The sequence below is a fragment of the Nocardia mangyaensis genome (assembly GCF_001886715.1).
GTDB classification, from domain to species: Bacteria; Actinomycetota; Actinomycetes; order Mycobacteriales; family Mycobacteriaceae; genus Nocardia; species Nocardia mangyaensis.
On record NZ_CP018082.1, the window covers coordinates 2,265,285 to 2,284,008 of the forward strand.

The window sequence follows — 18,724 nt, forward strand, 5'->3', positions numbered from 1 at the left end:
AATGACCGATACCCTCACACCGTCTGCGGATGCTCCCGCCGGTGACCCGCTCTATGATCCGCGCCTGACGAACGAGGACCTGGCCCCACTGCGCAAGCAGTCATGGACGTCCTACAATTTCTTCGCCTTCTGGATGTCGGACGTCCACAGTGTGGGTGGATATGTCACCGCGGGCAGCCTTTTCGCCTTGGGGCTGGCCAGCTGGCAGGTGCTCGTCGCACTGCTGGTCGGCATCACCATCGTCTATTTCTTCTGCAATCTGGTGGCCAAGCCGAGTCAGGTGACCGGGGTGCCCTATCCGGTGATCTGTCGTAGCGCGTTCGGAGTCCTGGGCGCCAATGTGCCCGCCATCATCCGCGGTCTGATCGCGGTGGCCTGGTACGGCATCCAGACCTTCCTGGCCTCGGCGGCCCTCGACATCGTGCTCATCAAGCTGTTCCCCGGACTGGCACCGTATGCCGTCACCGCCGACTACGGCTTCGCCGGATTGTCGCTGCTCGGCTGGGCCAGTTTCCTGCTGCTGTGGGTGCTGCAGGCGTGTGTGTTCTGGCGCGGCATGGAATCCATCCGCAAATTCATCGATTTCTGCGGCCCCGCCGTCTATGTCGTCATGTTCCTGCTGTGCGGTTATCTGATCGCGAAAGCGGGCTGGGGGGCGATCGACCTGAGCCTGGGTGCGGTGGAGTACACCGGCTGGTCCTCGGTTCCGGTGATGATGGGCGCGATCGCGCTGGTCGTGTCGTATTTCTCGGGACCGATGCTCAATTTCGGTGATTTCTCCCGCTACGGCAAGAGTTTCGCGGCCGTGAAGAAAGGCAATTTCCTCGGACTGCCGCTGAACTTCCTGGTGTTCTCGGTGCTGGTCGTCGTCACCGCATCGCTGACGCTGCCGGTGTACGGCGAACTCATCACCGATCCGGTCGAGACCGTCGCCCGGATCGATTCGACGTTCGCCATCGTGCTCGGCGCGCTCACCTTCACCATCGCCACCATCGGCATCAACATCGTCGCCAATTTCGTCTCGCCCGCGTTCGATTTCTCGAACGTGAGCCCACAGCGAATCAGCTGGCGCGCCGGTGGCATGATCGCCGCGGTCGGCTCGGTGCTCATCACCCCGTGGAACCTCTACAACAATCCCGAGGTCATCCACTACACCCTCGAAGTGCTCGGCGCGTTCATCGGACCGCTGTTCGGTGTGCTGATCTGCGACTACTACCTGGTGCGCAAGCAGAAGGTCGAGGTCGACGACCTGTTCACGATGTCGAAGACCGGCACCTACTACTACACCAGGGGCTACCACGTGACCGCGATCATCGCGACCGCCGTCGCCGCGGCGATCGCGGTGTTCCCGGTGCTGGCCAACAGCCTGCCCGGCATGCGCACCACCGCCCAGTACAGCTGGTTCATCGGCTGTGGCGTCGGCTTCGTCGTCTACTACCTGCTGACCGCGGACCGCAGGGCCGCCGCTGGGAACGCGGAGGTCACCGCCTGATGCGCATCCGGGTCGTCAACCCGAACACCACCCGGGCGATGACCGAGACGATCGAACAGTGTGCGCGGGCCGTGGTCGGTCCGGGCACACTGCTCGACGCGGTCACCGCCGAGACTGGACCGGCCTCGATCGAAAGTCACTACGACGAGGCGATGAGCGTGCCCGGCCTGCTCGCGGCCATCGGGCGCGGTGAGGCCGAGGGCGTGGACGGCTACGTCATCGCCTGCTTCGGCGATCCAGGGCTGGACGCGGCGCGTGAGCTGGCAGCGGGTCCGGTGATCGGCATCGCCGAGGCGGCGATGCACACCGCGAGTCATCTCGGGCGCGGGTTCAGCGTCGTCACGACGCTCGGCCGGACCATCGGTCGCGCGGCCGATCTGGCGCAGCGCTATGGGATGCGACGCTTCTGCCGCGGTATCCACGCGTGCGAACTGCAGGTCCTCGACCTGCACACCGACCCGCGGGCCCGCAAGATCGTGACCGAGGCCTGTCGCGAGGCGGTCCAGGCTGACGGGTCCGATGCGGTGGTCCTTGGCTGCGCCGGGATGGCGGACCTGTGCGCGGACATCCGTGACGAGATCGGGGTGCCGGTGATCGACGGTGTCGCGGCGGCCACGCTGACCGTGCAGTCCCTGCTCACCCTCGGCCTGCGCAAATCGGGGACAGGGGAGTTCGCGACACCGCCGCCGAAGACCTACCTCGGCCTGCCGGGGCCGCTCAGGTCCTGAGGGCTCACGCGCCGACCGAATCGGCGGTCAACGCGCCCAGCACGGCGTCGAGGTCGTCGACATCGACGACCAGGCGGGTGAAATCTGGGCCGTCCAGGTCGATCCGCACCGCACTGCCGCCGAAGGTGGTGTCCCAGAACTCTTTCCGTCCTTTACCGCGATACACCCCGGCGGCGATCACACCGGGGATGAACGTGCCCGGCGCGCGCACCCACGGCGGGCGCAGGTCCACCTCGGCGGTGGCGATCTCGGTGATGGCGGCGCGGTCGATCACGACTTGCTGGCGCAGCGCGAGCAGTCGATGCCCACCGAGTACGTGGACCGTCACCGTGTCGTCATCGATCTCGACCTCGACCATCGCTACCTCACTCGCCGTCAGTGGAACGTTCGATGTCCAGATTCCTCGCGTGGCCTGTTCGGCGACTGTGGCGAGCCTGTGAGTTGGCCAAGGAAACAGGATGCATTGGAACATGTAGATATGCGCATCAAACTTATTGTGGGCTGTTGACTGGTCAGGACGTCGGAGGTGGAAAAAATGGCGTGGAGGCGAAGAGGTCAGCTCGGGGTGGCCTGTTCGGCGAGATCGAGGACCTGGGCGAGCCACGGCGTGTACTTGCCGGGGCTCTCGGTCAGATCGGCGCGCAGGTTCGCGGGGGAGAGCAGAGTCCAATGGGCGATCTCGGCAGGATCGGGCTGCGGCGGGTGCTCGCCGAGGGTGCCGATCAGGACATGGTCGTACTCGTGTTCGACCCGGCCGGTCGAGGCGTCACCGGCGCGATAGCGGAATGCGCCGACCTCGGTGAGTTCGGCGGCCAGGCCGAACTCCTCGCGCAGCCGGATCGCGGCCGCCTCGGTCACCGGCTGCCCCGGCAGCGGATGGCCGCAACAGGTGTTGGCCCACTGCAACGGAAATCGCGTCTTCGCTGCGGCGCGCTGCTGGATCAGGACGTGGCCGCGGAGGTCGAACAGCAGCACCGAGAAGGCTCGATGCAGGATGCCGGGCGCTCGGTGGGCCTCGGCTACCGAGCAGGCCCCGGTCGCACGGCCCGACTCGTCGACGAGCTCGACGAGCAGGGCTTCACGATCGGTCGACGGGTCGGCCAGCGGTTCGGTCACCCGGCCACCCTATCGGCGCCGGTTCCCGCCTCGACGCGCCGGTGGTGTGAGCCGAATCGCCGGAACATGCGGCGTGTCACAGCCGACACATAATGGAGGTCCGGTGTGGTTAGCTCATATGAGCACATCGGGGTGTGTGAGGTGTGTCACTTTCAGTAGGGTAGGCCAGGTGGGAACGGTGGATATCAGTCCAAAAGGTGTGGTCAGTTCGGTGCAGCGGCTGCTGGCCACGGCGCAGAACGGACTGGAAGTGGTTCGCTTCGGCGGGCTGGCGCACGATGTCGAGTCCTCACCCTTCGAGGTCGTCGAGCGCCGACGCATGTACCGGTTGCGTCACTATTTCCCCGACGACTCCTCGGCCGGCCGGCCGGTGGCACTGCTCGTGCCGCCGTTGATGGTCAACGCCGACATCTGGGATGTGAACGCCGCCGGCGGCGCGGTCGGAATCCTGCACGCCAGCGGAATCGACTGCTGGGTCATCGATTTCGGTTCGCCCGCGACCGAGGAGGGCGGCTGGGAACGCGACCTGGCCGACCACGTGCTCGCGGTCAACTCCGCCATCGACACCGTCTGCGAGGCCACCGGCGCGCAGGTGCACCTGATGGGCTACTCGCAGGGCGGCATGTTCGCCTACCAGAGCACCGCCTACCGCTACGGCAAGGGTGTCGCCTCCATCGTCACCTTCGGCAGCCCGGTCGACATCGTCGCGGGCATGCCGTTCGGGTTGCCCTACGGCGTGGTCTCCGAGGTCGCCGACTTCCTGGCCGACCATGTGATGCACCGGCTGCCGATCACCGAGTCGATGGTGCGCATCGGTTTCCAGATGCTCGATCCGGTGAAGACCGCGAAGTCACGGATCGACTTCTTGCTCCAGCTGCACGACCGGGAAGCGTTGCTGCCCAAGGAACGTCAGCGTCGCTTCCTCAATAGCGATGGCTGGGTGGGCTATTCGGGCCCGGCCGTGGCCGATCTGCTCAAGCAGTTCGTGGCGCACAACCGGATGATGCTGGGCGGGTTCGTGATTCGCGATCATCCGGTCTCACTCGCCGAGCTCAAGTGCCCGATTCTGGCGTTCGTCGGCGAGGTCGACGACATCGGTCAGCCCGCGGCTGTGCGCGGCATCGTGCGGGCCGCGCCCCACGCCGAGGTGTACGAAGCCAGTCTGGTGGCAGGGCATTTCGGGCTCGTCGCCGGTTCGACTGCCACCAACCACACCTGGCCGATGGTGCGCGACTGGGTCGCCTGGATGGACGGCAACGGCTCGCTGCCCGAGCAGATCGTGCCCATGCAGGAACACGTCGAGGGCAACGCGCCGCGCACCGCGGCCACCCGAATGATGCACACCGCGGCCTCACTGGCCGAGGCGGGCGCCGGCGTCGGCAAGGCACTGGAAGGCATCGCCGGCAACACGATTCGCGGATCATTCGAGATGGCGGGTGAGGCGGCGCGCGCACTGCCGCGCCTGACCCGGCTCGGCATGATCCAGTCGCACACCCGGATTTCGCTGGGCAAGCTGCTCAGCGAACACGCCCGGCGCGCACCGAACAAGGACTTGTTCCTGTTCGATGACCGCGTGCACACTCACGCCGCGGTGGAGGTGCGCATCGACAATGTCGTGCGCGGACTCATCTCGGTCGGTATCCGGCCCGCCACCCGCGTCGGCGTCGTCATGGAGACCCGGCCCAGTGCCCTGGCCGCGGTCGCCGCGCTCTCGCGCCTCGGTGCGGTCGCGGTGCTGCTCGCTCCCGGCGCCGAGCTGGAACGGGCCATTCAGCTCACCGGCGTGCAGACGTTGATCACCGACCCGGAGAACCTGCGCGTGGCCGCGGCGACGGGCTGCCGGGCGCTGGTGCTCGGTGGTGGGGACAGTCGCGCCCTGCCGGTACAGACCGGCGAGCGGGTGATCGACCTCGAGCAGGTCGACCCGGCGAAGGTGCGGGTGCCCGCGTGGTACCGGTCCAACCCCGGTCTCGCCCGCGAGCTCGCGTTCATCCTCGTCATCGGCACCGGCGACCGGCTCGAGGCCAAGTACATCACCAACCACCGGTGGGCGCTCTCGGCGTTCGGCACCGCCAGCGCGGCCGACCTCGATCGGCGGGACACGGTGTACTGCCTTGCGCCGCTGCATCATTCGTCGGGACTGCTGGTGAGCCTCGGTGGTGCGGTGGCCGGTGGCAGCCGGATCGCGCTGGCGCGGTCGATGGACATGGAGCCGGGCCGCTTCGCCGAAGAGGTGCACCGCTACGGCGTCACCGTGGTCACCTACACCTGGACCATGCTGCGCGATCTGCTCGATGCCGAGGTCTTCCCGGCCGGGCACAACCATCCGATCCGGCTGTTCATCGGTTCGGGTATGCCCGCCGGGTTGTGGCGGCGCACCGTCGAGCAGTTCACCCCGGCCAGGGTTCTCGAGTTCTACGCCTCGATCGACGGCGACGTGGTGCTGGCGAATGTGACCGGTGCCAAGATCGGCGCGAAGGGCAGGCCGGTTCCCGGCACAGCCCGCGTCGAACTGGTCGCCTACGACCCGGTCAGCGAGCAGATCCTGGTCGGTGACGACGGTTTCGCGCGGCGCTGCGCCGACAACGAACCCGGTCTGCTGCTCGGCAAGGCCGTCGACATCGCCGACATCTCCGACGGCGGCCTGCGCGGGGTGTTCCAAGCCGGTGATGCCTGGTGGCCGACGGAGAACCTGTTCCGCCGCGACAGCGACGGCGACTACTGGCTCGTCGACCGCCGCGACACGGTGATCCTGACCGCGCGCGGCCCGGTGTTCACCCAGCCGATCGTGGACGTCCTCAACGACATCACCCCCGTCGACGTGGAGGTCGCGTTCGCGCTGAAGACCCCGTCGGGCACGCTCGCCGCCGCCGCGCTGAGTGTGCGCGCGGGTTCGCGGCTCGAACCGGGTGACGTCACCGAGGCCATGCGGGCACTCGAACCCGACCAGCGACCGGACCTGGTCTCCGTCGTCGACGTGATCCCGCGCAGCTCGAGCTTCCGGCCCTCGGCCACCGCGGTGCAGGCCGCGGGTTTCCCGAAGGCCGGTCCCAACACCTGGCTCTACAACCGGGAGACCGACACCTATGAGGTGCTCACCGACGTCGTGGCCGCGGAGCTGTTCGGCGGGAACTGAACACACTGATCAGCCGCCGCCGGGGTTCGCCGCGGCTGGTCAGTGTGTGCGCTGATCGGCGATGCCGCTACACGCGATATTCGGTGACCGCGTCGACGATTCGTGTCAGCTGGACCGCGCTCAGCATCGGCCACAGCGGCAACCGCACGATAGTGGCCGAGAAGTTCGCGGAGCGCGTGCACGGCACAGGGGTGCGGCCGTACTTGAGCCCGGCCGGGCTCGAATCCAGCGGAATGTAGTGGAACGGCGCGACGATCCCGCGTCCGGCCAGATGCTCGATGAGGCCGTCGCGACGGTCCTCGGTGGGCATGCGCAGGTAGAACAGGTGCGCGGTGTGCCCGCTGTCGGCGGGGATCGTCATCGGCCGCACATCGTTGCGGGCCGCCCACGCCGACAGCGCGCTCGCGTAGGTGTTCCACACGCGATGCCGGTTGGCCTGGATGGTGTCGAACTCGGCCAGCTGCGCGTCGAGCACGGCCGTGTTGAGTTCGCTGGGCAGATAGCTCGAGCCGATGTCCTGCCAGGAGTACTTGTCGACCTGGCCGCGCAGGAAGTGGGCGCGGTCGGTGCCCTTCTCCCGCATGATCTCCGCGCGGTGCATCAAGATCTCGTCGGCGAGCAGCAGCGCTCCGCCCTCGCCGCAGTGCACATTCTTGGTGTCGTGGAAGCTCTGGGTGCCCAGGGTGCCGATCGTGCCGAGCTTGCGCCCGCGCCAGGTACCGCCGAGGCCGTGTGCGTTGTCCTCGATGATCGCCAGGCCGTACGTGGCCGCCAGGTTCAGCAGGGATCCCATGTCGGCGGCGACACCGCCGTAGTGCATGACCACGATCGCCTTGGTGCGTGCGGTGACCGCCGCCGCGGCGGCGGCCGGGTCGATGTTGCCGGTGGTGTCGTCGATGTCGACGAACACGCACGTCGCCCCGCGCAGCGCCATCGCCGTCGCCGCGGAGGTGAACGCGAAACTCGGGACGATCACCTCGTCGTCGGGACCGAGTTCGAGCAGCAGCGCGCCGAGTTCCAGCGCGTGCGTGCACGAGGTGGTCAGGAGCGCGTGGTCGGCGCCGGTGATGGCCTTGATCCTGGCGGTCGCCGACCTGGTGAACTGGCCGTCACCGTGACTGTGATCGGAATCGAGGACGGTGAGCAGATTGTCGCGTTCGGCCGTGGCACGGAACGGCCGGCTGAAGATGATCCGGTCGGTCACGGCCGGTGGCTCATCTCGGCGCCGACGTCGACGCGGTGCTGCGCGGCCAGTGCCGCCGTGACGTCCGGCCGCGGGGTCGGCGTGTCGACGGTCAGGTACAGCGGTTTGCCGACCAGGACGTGTAGCGCCACCCCGAGATACTCCGCGATCAGTCCGAGCGAGAACAGCGTCGCGCCCGAGCACAGCAGCAGGACGACGATGATCGACGCCCAGCCCTCCGGATTGGCATTGTCGTGCGTCAGCGCCGACGCGATGACCACCGCCGCCATGATCACCCCGGCCAGCGCGAGGGTGATCCCGAGCATGCTCACCAGGCGCAGACCCCGGGTGCCGCTGCACAGCACCATCTTCCAGAACAGCGAGAACAGACGGCGATAGTTGTAGCCGGACTCCTCGCGGCCCTCCGCGCGCAGCGTCACCGGCACCGCGACCGTACTGCCGACCACCCAGGTGAGCGCCACATCCAGGTACACGCCGTTGGCGGCGACCTCGGCGAGCTGACGTCCGATATCCCCCCGAATCAACCGGAAACTCTCGAACCGCGTCGAATCGGGGAACGCGAACACCGTGGCCAGCACCACTTTCGCGCCGCGCGAGGTGAGGTTACGGAGCAGACCGTGCGGTCGGGTGTTGGCGGGCTTGGAATAGACCAGGTCCGCGCGCGAGGCCAGCGCGGCGTCGAGGAAGTCGGCGATGAAGCCCGGATCGTGCTGGCCGTCCTCGTCCATCGTGACGATCCAGTCGCCGCGCGCGGCGGCCATGCCCGCGATCGTCGCCGCGTCCTGACCGTAGTTGCGGCTCAACCAGACCGCGCGCACCTGCGGGTAGGTGTTCGCGAGTTCCTGGAGCACCACATCGGAGCGGTCCGGCCCGTTGTCGTGGACGAGGATGATCTCCTCGACCGCGAACCGGGAGCCCGCGGTCGAAGTGCTCGGGCCGGTCAGCCGATCGAGCTCGGCGACCAGCGCGGCGATCGTCTCCTCGCCCCGGTACACCGGAACGACCACCGAGACCGAATGCACCAGTCGCGCGCGGTGGCGTTCGGGCGCCCCCGCGTGCAGCACAACGCTCGGACGGGACGCACGCGCTGAAGGAATCGGCATCGTCGGCTTTCGGTGTGTGTCACTAGCGCCAGCAGTGTTGCGAGACTTTAACACTGCGACGCCCCCAGATCTGCTAAGTGACCGGCGATGCTCGACGGTGTCGCCGCCGACGCCGCTACCGGTAGGGTGTGGTGCTCATGGTGGAAACCACAACTCCGGCCCGTCGGGCGTGGGATAGAGGGGCCTCGAGCACTGCGGCAGCGCCTCCGGCCTCCGGGGTCGGCCTCGGCCTCGGTGTCTCCCGGATCTGCCTGGCCTACGGCTCGCGCCTGCGCGGTGCGGCACGATCCGGGGTGTCGATCCCGTTCACCCGTTGGTTGCTGTTCGCCGAGGGTCCCGCTGTGCTGGGCGCGCGATGACGGCGAGCGCGGCGCCTCGTGACGGTGTGCTGGAGACACCGGGCCCCCTGCTGCGGATCGTGAAACGCCAGGAACTGGCCTTCGCGATCGTCGGCGGATTCAACACCGCGCTCGGAATGGCGCTCACCCTGTTGTGGCTGGCGATCCTCGGCGACGGCCGACCCGGTCTGGCGGTGGTCGCGGCCTACGCGGTGAGCATGGTGGTGGCCTTCGTCGGGCACCGCACGCTGGTGTTCCGCGTGCGCGGGCGGGTACTGCGCGATTTCCTCGCCTTCTGCGGGGTGAACGCGGGCGGGCTCGTCCTCAATGTGGTGCTGGTGGAACTGGCCGTGACCGGGCTCGGCTTCCCCGCCGCCCCGGCGTCGATGGTGGTGATGGGCGTGGTCGCGGTGCTGAGCTTCTTCGGGCACCGCTACATCTCCTTCCGCAGGCGACCGGCTACCGGTGCCGTCGCGACGGCGGGGTAGGTTGATCGCCATGGCGCACGAATCCACCCTGGACGCAACCCTGCTGAGCCTGCTGGCCTGCCCGCAGGACAAGGGCCCGCTGCAGCTGGTCCGCACCGAATCCGGCGCGAGCATTCTCTACAACCCGCGCCTGCGCCGCGCCTACCCGGTGGACAACGGCATCCCCGTGCTGCTGATCGACGAGGCCCGCGAGGTCACCGACGCCGAACACGAGTTCCTCACCGCCCAGTCCTGATCAGTCGACGGACTGGTCGATGTCGCCGGTGAGATAGCGCTGCACCGTCGGCCCGACCGCGGCGACCACCGCCGGCAGCGGCATCGACGCGAGCGGCTCCAGCTCGAGGACCTTGCGGGCGATGAGGATTCCCATCATCTGGGTGGCCACCAGCGAGACCCGCCAGCGGCCGTCGTCCTCGTCGGTGGCGATCCGGGTGCGCACCCGTTCCAGCACCACCTGGAGCAGGAACGAGCGCACCAGGTTCGGCTCACCCGCCAGCATGCGGCGCACGGTCGCCACCACGCCGGGCCCGGCCGGTGAGTCCCACACCGTGACCGCCCCGCGCACCAGCGCCACACCGAGCTGGTCCAGCGGCGCCGCGTCGATCGCCCGCAGGAAGAGTTCGGGGTCGACGGGGAACTCGACCGCCGCCGCGAACAGCTGCTGCTTGGTGCCGAAATAGTGGTGCACGAGCGCGGGATCGACCTCGGCATCGGCGGCCACCGCGCGGATCGAGGTCTTGTCGAATCCAGCACCGGCGAAGCGCGCCCGTGCGGCGTCCAGAATCGCCGTCCTGGTGTCGGCGTTGCCCGGCCTGCGCCCGGTATGCCGCGACCGCGCCGTGCCAGGGCCGGATTCGTCGCCGCTCATGCTGGTGTTTCCTCCTCGATCGACCTGCGTGGGTTCATCCCATCATGGCGTGCGCCGGTTCAGGGTGGCCGCGCCAAGGCACAGCGCCACGACCGCGAACCCGGCCACGACGGCGAGATCACGCCACATCGCGGCCGTCGGCTGCGCGTGCACCGAGACCTGCTGCAGCGCGTCGACCGCGTAGCTCAGCGGCAGCACATTGCTGATCGCCTCCAACCAGTTCGGCAGCTGGTCGCGCGGCACGAGCAGCCCGCACAGGAAGATCTGTGGTGCCACGATCACCGGCATGAACTGCACCGCCTGGAACTCGGTGCGCGCGAACGCGCTCGCCAACAGGCCCAGCGCCACCCCGCACATCGCGTCGACCATGGCGATCAGCATCACCCAGCCCGGGTTGCCCGCGGCCGTCAACCCGAGCAGGCCGAAGGCGACCAGACAGGCCACCGCCGCCTGGGCCGCGGCGGCGAGGGAGAACGCGCTGCCGTACCCGGCGAGCAGATCGAGCTTGCTCAACGGCGTGGTGAGCAACCGCTCGAGGGTGCCCGAGGTGCGTTCGCGCTGCATCGCGATGGCGGTGATCAGGAACATCACGATGAACGGCAGGATGCCCAGCATGGTGATGCCGACCCGGTCGAACATCGTCAGCGGGCTGTGCGGTGCGGGCGGGGCGTCCTGATAGATGAAGTACAGCAACGCCATCAGCACCGCGGGCACCACCAGGATCATGGCGACGGTGCGATGGTCGTTGCGCAGCTGGCGCAGGATACGGCCCGTGGTGGCGGTATAGGGGCGCAAGGTGACGCTCATCGGAGCTCTCCATCGGTGATCAGGCTGAGGAAGGCGGTCTCGAGGTTCTGCTCGCCGGTGCGCTCGCGCAGCTCGGCGGGGCTGAGCTGGGCCAACAGGGCGCCCTCGCGCATCAGCAGCAGGCGGTCGCAGTGCTCGGCCTCGTCCATCACATGGCTGGATACGAGCAGCGTCGTTCCCGCCGCGGCCAGTTCGTGGAATTGCCGCCACAACTCGACCCGCAGCACCGGATCGAGCCCGACCGTCGGTTCGTCGAGGACGAGCACCTCGGGCCGGCCGACCAGCGCGCAGGCCAGCGAGGCCCTGGTCTTCTGCCCGCCGGAGAGCTGATCGCCGAGTTGACCCGCGTGGTCGGTCAAACCCACCGCGGCGATGGCGGATGCGATGTCGTCGCGAGCCCGGCCGTACAGCGCGGCGTGATAGGCGACGTTGTCGCGCACGGTGATGTCGGCGTAGATGCTCGGTGCCTGGGTGACGTAACCGACGCGGTGGCGCAGCCCGGCACTGCCCGCCACGTCGCCGAGCACGGTGACCGTGCCCGATTCCACCACCTGGGTGCCGACGATGCTGCGCATCAGCGTGGTCTTGCCGCAGCCCGACGGGCCGAGCAGTCCGGTGATCGAGCCGCGCGGGATCGCCAGGGTCAGATCGTGCAGAACGCGACGTTTCCCGCGGCGCACGGTCAGGTCGGCGACCTCGACGGCGGGTGGTTCGGGAGCGGTGTGCGACATGGGCCGCCTCAATTCATCGAGTGTTGAATTCACTACGTGATGAATTTATCGCGGCGCCGCCGCCGTGACAAGGTCAGTGCGCGTGTCGCGGTGGTGTCGCGGCTTGCTGACCTGGCTCGACAACCACGAACTGGCCCATCATTCCCCGGTCCTCGTGCCAGAGCAGGTGGCATTGATACATGTGCGGAGCCGTCGGATCGGCCGGTCCGTCGAAGCGCATCGCCAGCGTCGCGGTGGTGCCCGGCGCCAGGAAGATCGTGTCCTTGGGGAGTCGAGGGTGTGACCAGGGTCGTCGGCAGTTCGGCGTCGAGGCGCTCGCCGCGCAGGATCGTGCGCTCACCCGGACGCATCCTGACCACGATCTCGGCGCGTTCGCCGGGACGCGTCGGCCGTGGCCCAGAGCCAGGCCGTGCCGCCCCCGATCGCGAGCACGAAGGAGGGTGAGCGCTGCGGTGCCGAGTAGCAGGTGGCGGAGTCGAGCGGGGTGTGCCATGTACCGACGGTAGAGATTCCGGCCGCCGGCCCACATCGGGAAGCGCCCCAATTCGACCCCCATCCGCACCCTCGGCAGGCCCGGCTCCAGGGCCGGGGCGCATCGGAATAAACAAATGAAACAGGCGTTCAAGTTTATGTTCGGTTCGCTCATCTGAGGAAGGGTCTTTTCGTGGCCAACCCGTATCGAGAGTTGTTCGCCGCCCCAGGCGCAGTCGCCTTCACCGCCGCCGGTATCGTCGCCCGGGTGGCGATGCCGATGGTCGGCATCGGCCTGATCGCCATGCTGTCGCAGCTGCGTGGCGACTACCTGCTCGCCGGCGCGGTGTCGGCCTGTTTCACCCTCTCCATGGCCCTGCTCGGACCACGGATCTCGCGGTTGGTCGACCGCCGGGGCCAGAGCCGTATTCTGTTGCCCGCCACCGGGATCAGCGTCGCAGCACTCGGTGCTCTGCTGCTGGCCGCCGGATACGGCGCACCCGCCTGGCTGCTGTTCGGCCTCGCGATACCGTCGGGCTGCATCCCGAGCATGTCCGCGCTGATCCGGTCCCGCTGGACCGAGATCCTCGCCGGCTCGCCCCGGCTGCACACTGCCTTCTCGTTCGAATCAGTCGTCGACGAGATGACCTTCGTCTTCGGCCCCGCCCTCTCTGTCGCCCTGTGCACGATTCTGTTCCCGCAGGCCGGACCGCTGGTCGCGGCGGTGCTGCTGGTAATCGGTGGTGTGCTGGTCACGGCGCAGCGGGGAACCGAACCCGCGGTCCGCGCCGCGAATATCAGTGACGCCAGGGTGGGGTCGCCGTCGATGATCGTGCTGGTGCTCGCACTCGTCGCAGGCGGCACCATCGTCGGCACCATCGATGTGGTCAGTGTCGCGTTCGCCGAGCGGCAGGGCAGTCCCGCCGCCGCGGGCCTCGTGGTGTCGGTCTACGCGTTCGGTTCCGCCGTCGCCGGGCTCGTGTTCGGCACGCTCGAACTCCGGATTCCGCTGCCGCGACTGCTGCTGCTCGGCGTCACCGGTACCGCGATCACCACGGTGCCACTGGTGCTGGTCTCCACCATCGCGGGGCTGGCCATCGCCGTGTTCCTCGCCGGTGTGTTCTTCGCGCCGACGATGATCGTGATCATGACCCTGGTCGAGAAATGCGTCCCGGCAAGCGCATTGACCGAGGGCATGACCTGGGCGATCACCGGCCTGAACGTCGGTGTCGCCGCGGGCGCGGCCGCCACCGGACTCGTCGTCGACCTGATCGGCGCCGGCGCGGGCAGCTACGTCGCGCTCGGCGCGGGCCTGTGCGTCGTGGCGATCGCCGCGATCGGCCTCCCGGTGCTCGGCAACGCGGTCGCCGATTCCGAGGCCACGCCCTCGCTATAGTCGGTCCGATTCGGTCGAACGAGGAGGAATCCGCTGGACGAGGCAACTACCGACGGACGACTCCGCAAGGGCAGGCAACGCAAACAAGAGCTCATCGAGGCCACCCTGCACGTCGTCGCCCGCGACGGCGTCGCGGGCGTCAGTCACCGGGCCGTCGCCAAGGAAGCCGGACAGCCCTACACCTCGGCCGCCTACCACTTCAGCAGCATCCACGAATTGCTCACCGCCGCGCTCACCAGCTCCATGGACGCCGACGCCGCGGCGATTCGCCAGGTCGTCGATGCCGCCGACAACGACGGCCGCCGTGATCTCGCCGAATTGCTCGCCTCGGTCGTCCGCGATCCCGGGCGGCTGCTCGCCGAGTTCGAACTGTTCCTCCTCGCCGCCAGGGACACCGGCCTGCGCCCCGCCACCGACCGCTGGCTGGCCGCGCTCGCCGACTTCGCCCGCCGCTACACCGCCGACCCCGTCCGCGTCCGCGTCTTCGTCGGCGCAATCGACGGCCTGCTCCTGCAAGCCATGCTCACCGAAAACCCACCAGGGCCAGACGAATTCAACGACATGCTGCGGGTCCTGCTGCCGGAGTAGGGATGCGCCGAAGCGCCAAAGCGTCGATTCGTGAGGTCGCCTGGTCGCTGGATCGCCGAACCATTGGGGCACCATCCCGGCTCCGAGGTCGCGCCAGCATCCCGGACAATGGCGGTCGTGTCCGCACAGGAACTCGCCGTCGACCCGGTTGCCGCCGCGCGGCGGTTGCTCGGCGCGACGCTGTCATCGGGCCCGGTGGCCTTGCGCATCGTGGAGGTCGAGGCATACGGCAGTGATCGCACCGGCCCGTGGCCCGATCCGGCCGCACATTCGTGGCCGGGACCGACGCCGCGCAATGCGGTGATGTTCGGGCCGTCGGGGCGACTGTATGTCTACCGCTCGTACGGCATTCACCTGTGTGTGAACGTGACCGCTGGGTTCGACGGTGTCGCCACCGCGGTCCTGGTGCGCGCGGGGGAGGTGGTGGCGGGCGTCGACCTCGCCCGGGAACGTCGGCCCGCCGCGCGCGTCGATGCCGATCTCGCTCGTGGCCCAGGCAATGTCGGCAGTGCGCTCGGCATTTCGCTGTCCGACTACGGCACCGAGCTGTTCGACCCGTTCGCGGAGGTCCGCCTCGAACTCGGCCCACCGCTACCTCGGGCGGAGATCTCGGCGGGACCCCGGGTCGGCGTGCGCCTCGCCGCCGAGGTGCCGTGGCGGTTCTGGCTCCCGGACTCACCCGCCGTCTCGGCCTATCGCCGTAGCCCCCGTGCGCCGTCGATCGATCAGCCACTCGGTTGATGAATCGCCGATGGTTGTCACCCTTCTTCCGGACCGACCGCCCATCGCCGCGTGCCGTGGGGCGAATTCCTGACTGGTGCGCCCGGCGCCGCGACCTGCGATGCACGCGGCTCGGTCGGTACGGAAAGATGGTCCGACGTGAGCGGTGACATCTTCGACGAACTGACCTGGCGCGGCCTGATCGCGCAGTCCACCGACCTGGACCAGTTGCGCGCGGCCGCCGCCGCGGCGCCCCTGACTCTCTATGCCGGGTTCGACCCCACCGCGGCCAGCCTGCACGCCGGTCACCTGGTCCCGCTGCTGGCGCTCAAGCGGTTCCAGCGCGCGGGCCATCGCCCGATCGTGCTCGCCGGCGGCGCGACCGGCCTCATCGGCGATCCACGTGAGGTGGGCGAACGCACCATGAACTCGACCGACACCGTCGCCGAGTGGGCCCAGCGCATCCGCGGCCAGCTCGAGCGGTTCGTCGATCTCGACGATTCGCCGACGGGCGCGCTGATCGTGAACAACATGGACTGGACCGGGTCGCTGTCGACCGTCGACTTCCTGCGTGATGTCGGCAAGCACTTCTCGGTCAACGTCATGCTGGCCCGCGACACCGTCAAGCGGCGCCTCGAGGGCGAGGGCATCTCCTACACCGAGTTCAGCTACATGCTGCTGCAAGCCAACGACTACCTGCAGCTGCGCCGCAAGCACGGCTGCACACTGCAGGTCGGCGGGTCCGACCAGTGGGGCAACATCATCGCCGGCGTCGAACTGAACCGCCGCGTCGACGGCGCCCACGTGCACGCGCTCACCGTCCCGCTGGTGACCTCGGCCGACGGCAAGAAGTTCGGCAAGTCCACCGGCGGCGGCAGCCTCTGGCTCGACCCCGAACTGACCAGTCCCTACGCCTGGTACCAGTACTTCGTGAACACCGCCGACGCCGACGTCGTGCGGTACCTGCGCTGGTTCACCTTCCTGTCCAGGGAGGAACTCGACGCGCTCGAGCAGGCAACCGCCGAACGCGCGTTCGCCCGCGAAGCACAGAAGCGTCTGGCCGCCGAGATGACCACGCTGGTGCACGGCGAAGCCGAGACCCGTGCGGTGGAACTGGCCAGCCAGGCCCTGTTCGGTCGTGGCGACCTGCGCGAACTCCCCGAGTCCACGCTCGGTGCCGCGCTGCGCGAGACCGCGATCGACGGCAAGGTGGCCGAGGTGGTGCCCGGCGAACCGAACACGATCGTCGACCTGCTCGTCGCCTCGGGCTTGTGCGAGAGCAGGGGGGCGGCCCGCCGCGCGGTCAACGAGGGCGGTGCCTCGGTGAACAACGAGCGCGTCAGCGACATCGAGTGGACCCCATCCGATGCCGACTACCTGCACGGACAGTGGCTGGTGCTGCGGCGCGGAAAGAAGAACATGGCGGGCGTACGCCGGATAGCCTGAGATCGTCGCGGAGGCCTGAGTCACATCCGTGTGATTCAGGCCGTCGCGAGCGGTCGGGGTCGACGCGCTGACCTGCGCAGATCCCCTGCCATCCAGGCGATTTGACGCGGCGTTATCCGGCGCGTAACTTATTGGAAGTCAGAGCGACACGGACACCAACCCGGAGCCGAGACGCTGGTCCTGAGGGACTTGCGTGGCAAGGGAAACGCGGTAGGACGGGGAGCGCCTGGCAGTGTCTGATCTGTGACCGACGACATGTTTGACATGATCCGGAAGCAGGGTTAGGCTGGAACAGTTGCCCAGTGGAAGATCCGGACCAGATCCGGTGCTCTGCTGGTGCGTGTGTTCTTTGAGAACTCAATAGTGTGTCGATGAATGTCAGTGCCAATAATGATTATTGGTTCCAGCCTTCGCGTACCCCCCGGTCGTGGGAGGTTGGACATTGAAAACAACAGCGAATCTTATTTGCTGGTGTTTGACTTTGCTAGGTTTTCGGACTCTGGTTAGATATTTCTGATTACACCTTTCGGGGTGTGGTTGAGAGTCTTCAACGGAGAGTTTGATTCTGGCTCAGGACGAACGCTAGCGGCGTGCTTAACACATGCAAGTCGAGCGGTAAGGCCCTTCGGGGTACACGAGCGGCGAACGGGTGAGTAACACGTGGGTGATCTGCCTTGCACTTCGGGATAAGCCTGGGAAACTGGGTCTAATACCGGATATGACCATGGGATGCATGTTCTGTGGTGGAAAGATTTATCGGTGCGAGATGGGCCCGCGGCCTATCAGCTTGTTGGTGGGGTAATGGCCTACCAAGGCGACGACGGGTAGCCGACCTGAGAGGGTGACCGGCCACACTGGGACTGAGACACGGCCCAGACTCCTACGGGAGGCAGCAGTGGGGAATATTGCACAATGGGCGAAAGCCTGATGCAGCGACGCCGCGTGCGGGATGACGGCCTTCGGGTTGTAAACCGCTTTTGACAGGGACGAAGCGAAAGTGACTGTACCTGTAGAATAAGGACCGGCCAACTACGTGCCAGCAGCCGCGGTAATACGTAGGGTCCGAGCGTTGTCCGGAATTACTGGGCGTAAAGAGCTTGTAGGCGGTTCGTCGCGTCGTTTGTGAAAACTTGGGGCTCAACCTTAAGCTTGCAGGCGATACGGGCGGACTAGAGTACTTCAGGGGAGACTGGAATTCCTGGTGTAGCGGTGAAATGCGCAGATATCAGGAGGAACACCGGTGGCGAAGGCGGGTCTCTGGGAAGTAACTGACGCTGAGAAGCGAAAGCGTGGGTAGCGAACAGGATTAGATACCCTGGTAGTCCACGCCGTAAACGGTGGGTACTAGGTGTGGGGCTCCTTCCACGGACTCCGTGCCGTAGCTAACGCATTAAGTACCCCGCCTGGGGAGTACGGCCGCAAGGCTAAAACTCAAAGAAATTGACGGGGGCCCGCACAAGCGGCGGAGCATGTGGATTAATTCGATGCAACGCGAAGAACCTTACCTGGGTTTGACATACACCGGAAACCTGCAGAGATGTAGGCCCCCTTGTGGTCGGTGTACAGGTGGTGCATGGCTGTCGTCAGCTCGTGTCGTGAGATGTTGGGTTAAGTCCCGCAACGAGCGCAACCCTTATCTTATGTTGCCAGCGCGTAATGGCGGGGACTCGTGAGAGACTGCCGGGGTCAACTCGGAGGAAGGTGGGGACGACGTCAAGTCATCATGCCCCTTATGTCCAGGGCTTCACACATGCTACAATGGCCGGTACAGAGGGCTGCGATACCGTGAGGTGGAGCGAATCCCTTAAAGCCGGTCTCAGTTCGGATCGGGGTCTGCAACTCGACCCCGTGAAGTTGGAGTCGCTAGTAATCGCAGATCAGCAACGCTGCGGTGAATACGTTCCCGGGCCTTGTACACACCGCCCGTCACGTCATGAAAGTCGGTAACACCCGAAGCCGGTGGCCTAACCCTTGTGGAGGGAGCCGTCGAAGGTGGGATCGGCGATTGGGACGAAGTCGTAACAAGGTAGCCGTACCGGAAGGTGCGGCTGGATCACCTCCTTTCTAAGGAGCACTTCTCCAGGTGGTGTCT

At 67.2% G+C, this 18,724-nt stretch carries 17 protein-coding genes, 1 rRNA gene and 1 pseudogene; 11 read left to right on the forward strand and 8 right to left on the reverse strand.

What is annotated here, in order from left to right:
- Position 1 precedes the first annotated feature (1 nt).
- Positions 2–1,492, forward strand: a complete 1,491-nt coding sequence (locus BOX37_RS10265) for an NCS1 family nucleobase:cation symporter-1 (protein ID WP_071927443.1) — start codon at positions 2–4, stop codon at positions 1,490–1,492.
- Positions 1,492–2,220, forward strand: coding sequence for an aspartate/glutamate racemase family protein (locus BOX37_RS10270; RefSeq protein WP_071927444.1), 729 nt, complete (start codon positions 1,492–1,494; stop codon positions 2,218–2,220). The genes BOX37_RS10265 and BOX37_RS10270 overlap by 1 nt, the downstream gene beginning before the upstream one ends.
- 4 nt (positions 2,221–2,224) lie before the next feature.
- On the opposite strand, the gene BOX37_RS10275 is transcribed toward BOX37_RS10270, so the two are convergent.
- Positions 2,225–2,578 (reverse strand): hypothetical protein, encoded by a 354-nt coding sequence (locus tag BOX37_RS10275; protein ID WP_071927445.1) that lies wholly within the window; start codon positions 2,576–2,578, stop codon positions 2,225–2,227.
- 197 nt (positions 2,579–2,775) lie between these two features.
- Entirely contained in the window at positions 2,776–3,336 is a 561-nt protein-coding gene (gene idi, locus BOX37_RS10280; RefSeq protein ID WP_071927446.1) for an isopentenyl-diphosphate Delta-isomerase, read from the reverse strand.
- Positions 3,337–3,454: 118 nt separating this feature from the next.
- Between idi and BOX37_RS10285 the strand changes: the two genes are divergently transcribed.
- Positions 3,455–6,472 carry an AMP-binding protein gene (locus tag BOX37_RS10285; protein ID WP_071927447.1) on the forward strand — a complete coding sequence of 1,006 codons (3,018 nt, stop codon included), beginning with the start codon at positions 3,455–3,457 and terminating at the stop codon, positions 6,470–6,472.
- Positions 6,473–6,539: 67 nt separating this feature from the next.
- Here BOX37_RS10285 and rffA read toward each other — a convergent pair whose 3' ends face one another.
- Together rffA and BOX37_RS10295 are read right to left on the reverse strand one after the other, a co-directional pair.
- The gene (rffA, locus tag BOX37_RS10290; protein WP_071927448.1) at positions 6,540–7,676 is read right to left on the reverse strand and encodes a dTDP-4-amino-4,6-dideoxygalactose transaminase; all 1,137 of its coding nucleotides are present in this window, start codon (positions 7,674–7,676) and stop codon (positions 6,540–6,542) included.
- Complete coding sequence (locus tag BOX37_RS10295; RefSeq protein WP_084760765.1) at positions 7,673–8,698, reverse strand: glycosyltransferase; 1,026 nt, start codon at positions 8,696–8,698, stop codon at positions 7,673–7,675. Before BOX37_RS10295 ends, rffA begins: the two co-directional genes overlap by 4 nt.
- A gap of 218 nt (positions 8,699–8,916) precedes the next feature.
- On the opposite strand from BOX37_RS10295, the gene BOX37_RS33865 reads away from it, so the two are divergent.
- Genes BOX37_RS33865 through BOX37_RS10305 form a run of 3 tightly spaced genes read left to right on the forward strand, consistent with a single transcriptional unit; the run spans position 8,917 to position 9,840 of the window.
- The gene (locus tag BOX37_RS33865; RefSeq protein WP_156910356.1) at positions 8,917–9,138 is read left to right on the forward strand and encodes a hypothetical protein; all 222 of its coding nucleotides are present in this window, start codon (positions 8,917–8,919) and stop codon (positions 9,136–9,138) included.
- Positions 9,135–9,605 (forward strand): GtrA family protein, encoded by a 471-nt coding sequence (locus tag BOX37_RS10300; protein ID WP_071927449.1) that lies wholly within the window; start codon positions 9,135–9,137, stop codon positions 9,603–9,605. Before BOX37_RS33865 ends, BOX37_RS10300 begins: the two co-directional genes overlap by 4 nt.
- A 10-nt stretch (positions 9,606–9,615) precedes the next feature.
- Positions 9,616–9,840 (forward strand): Trm112 family protein, encoded by a 225-nt coding sequence (locus BOX37_RS10305; RefSeq protein WP_071931363.1) that lies wholly within the window; start codon positions 9,616–9,618, stop codon positions 9,838–9,840.
- On the opposite strand, the gene BOX37_RS10310 is transcribed toward BOX37_RS10305, so the two are convergent.
- The 4 genes and pseudogenes from BOX37_RS10310 to BOX37_RS35215 form a co-directional block, all read right to left on the reverse strand.
- Positions 9,841–10,473, reverse strand: coding sequence for a TetR/AcrR family transcriptional regulator (locus BOX37_RS10310; protein WP_071927450.1), 633 nt, complete (start codon positions 10,471–10,473; stop codon positions 9,841–9,843).
- Positions 10,474–10,515: 42 nt separating this feature from the next.
- Positions 10,516–11,280 (reverse strand): ABC transporter permease, encoded by a 765-nt coding sequence (locus BOX37_RS10315; protein ID WP_071927451.1) that lies wholly within the window; start codon positions 11,278–11,280, stop codon positions 10,516–10,518.
- A complete protein-coding gene (locus BOX37_RS10320) occupies positions 11,277–12,011 on the reverse strand; it encodes an ABC transporter ATP-binding protein (RefSeq protein WP_071927452.1) in 735 nt (244 codons plus the stop codon). Before BOX37_RS10320 ends, BOX37_RS10315 begins: the two co-directional genes overlap by 4 nt.
- Positions 12,012–12,084: 73 nt before the next feature.
- Positions 12,085–12,279: pseudogene (locus BOX37_RS35215) on the reverse strand (multicopper oxidase domain-containing protein); the annotation flags it as partial.
- A gap of 396 nt (positions 12,280–12,675) precedes the next feature.
- Here BOX37_RS35215 and BOX37_RS10330 point away from each other — a divergent pair.
- The 5 genes from BOX37_RS10330 (at position 12,676) to BOX37_RS10350 (ending at position 18,696) form a co-directional block, all read left to right on the forward strand.
- Entirely contained in the window at positions 12,676–13,878 is a 1,203-nt protein-coding gene (locus BOX37_RS10330; RefSeq protein WP_071927453.1) for an MFS transporter, read from the forward strand.
- Between the two features lie 216 nt (positions 13,879–14,094).
- A complete protein-coding gene (locus BOX37_RS10335) occupies positions 14,095–14,466 on the forward strand; it encodes a TetR/AcrR family transcriptional regulator (protein WP_206045798.1) in 372 nt (123 codons plus the stop codon).
- A 108-nt stretch (positions 14,467–14,574) separates the two neighbouring features.
- Positions 14,575–15,207 carry a DNA-3-methyladenine glycosylase gene (locus BOX37_RS10340; protein WP_071927455.1) on the forward strand — a complete coding sequence of 211 codons (633 nt, stop codon included), beginning with the start codon at positions 14,575–14,577 and terminating at the stop codon, positions 15,205–15,207.
- Between the two features lie 138 nt (positions 15,208–15,345).
- Entirely contained in the window at positions 15,346–16,632 is a 1,287-nt protein-coding gene (gene tyrS / locus BOX37_RS10345) for a tyrosine--tRNA ligase (RefSeq protein ID WP_071931364.1), read from the forward strand.
- Positions 16,633–17,179: 547 nt separating this feature from the next.
- Positions 17,180–18,696, forward strand: a 16S ribosomal RNA gene (locus BOX37_RS10350).
- Positions 18,697–18,724 lie beyond the last annotated feature (28 nt).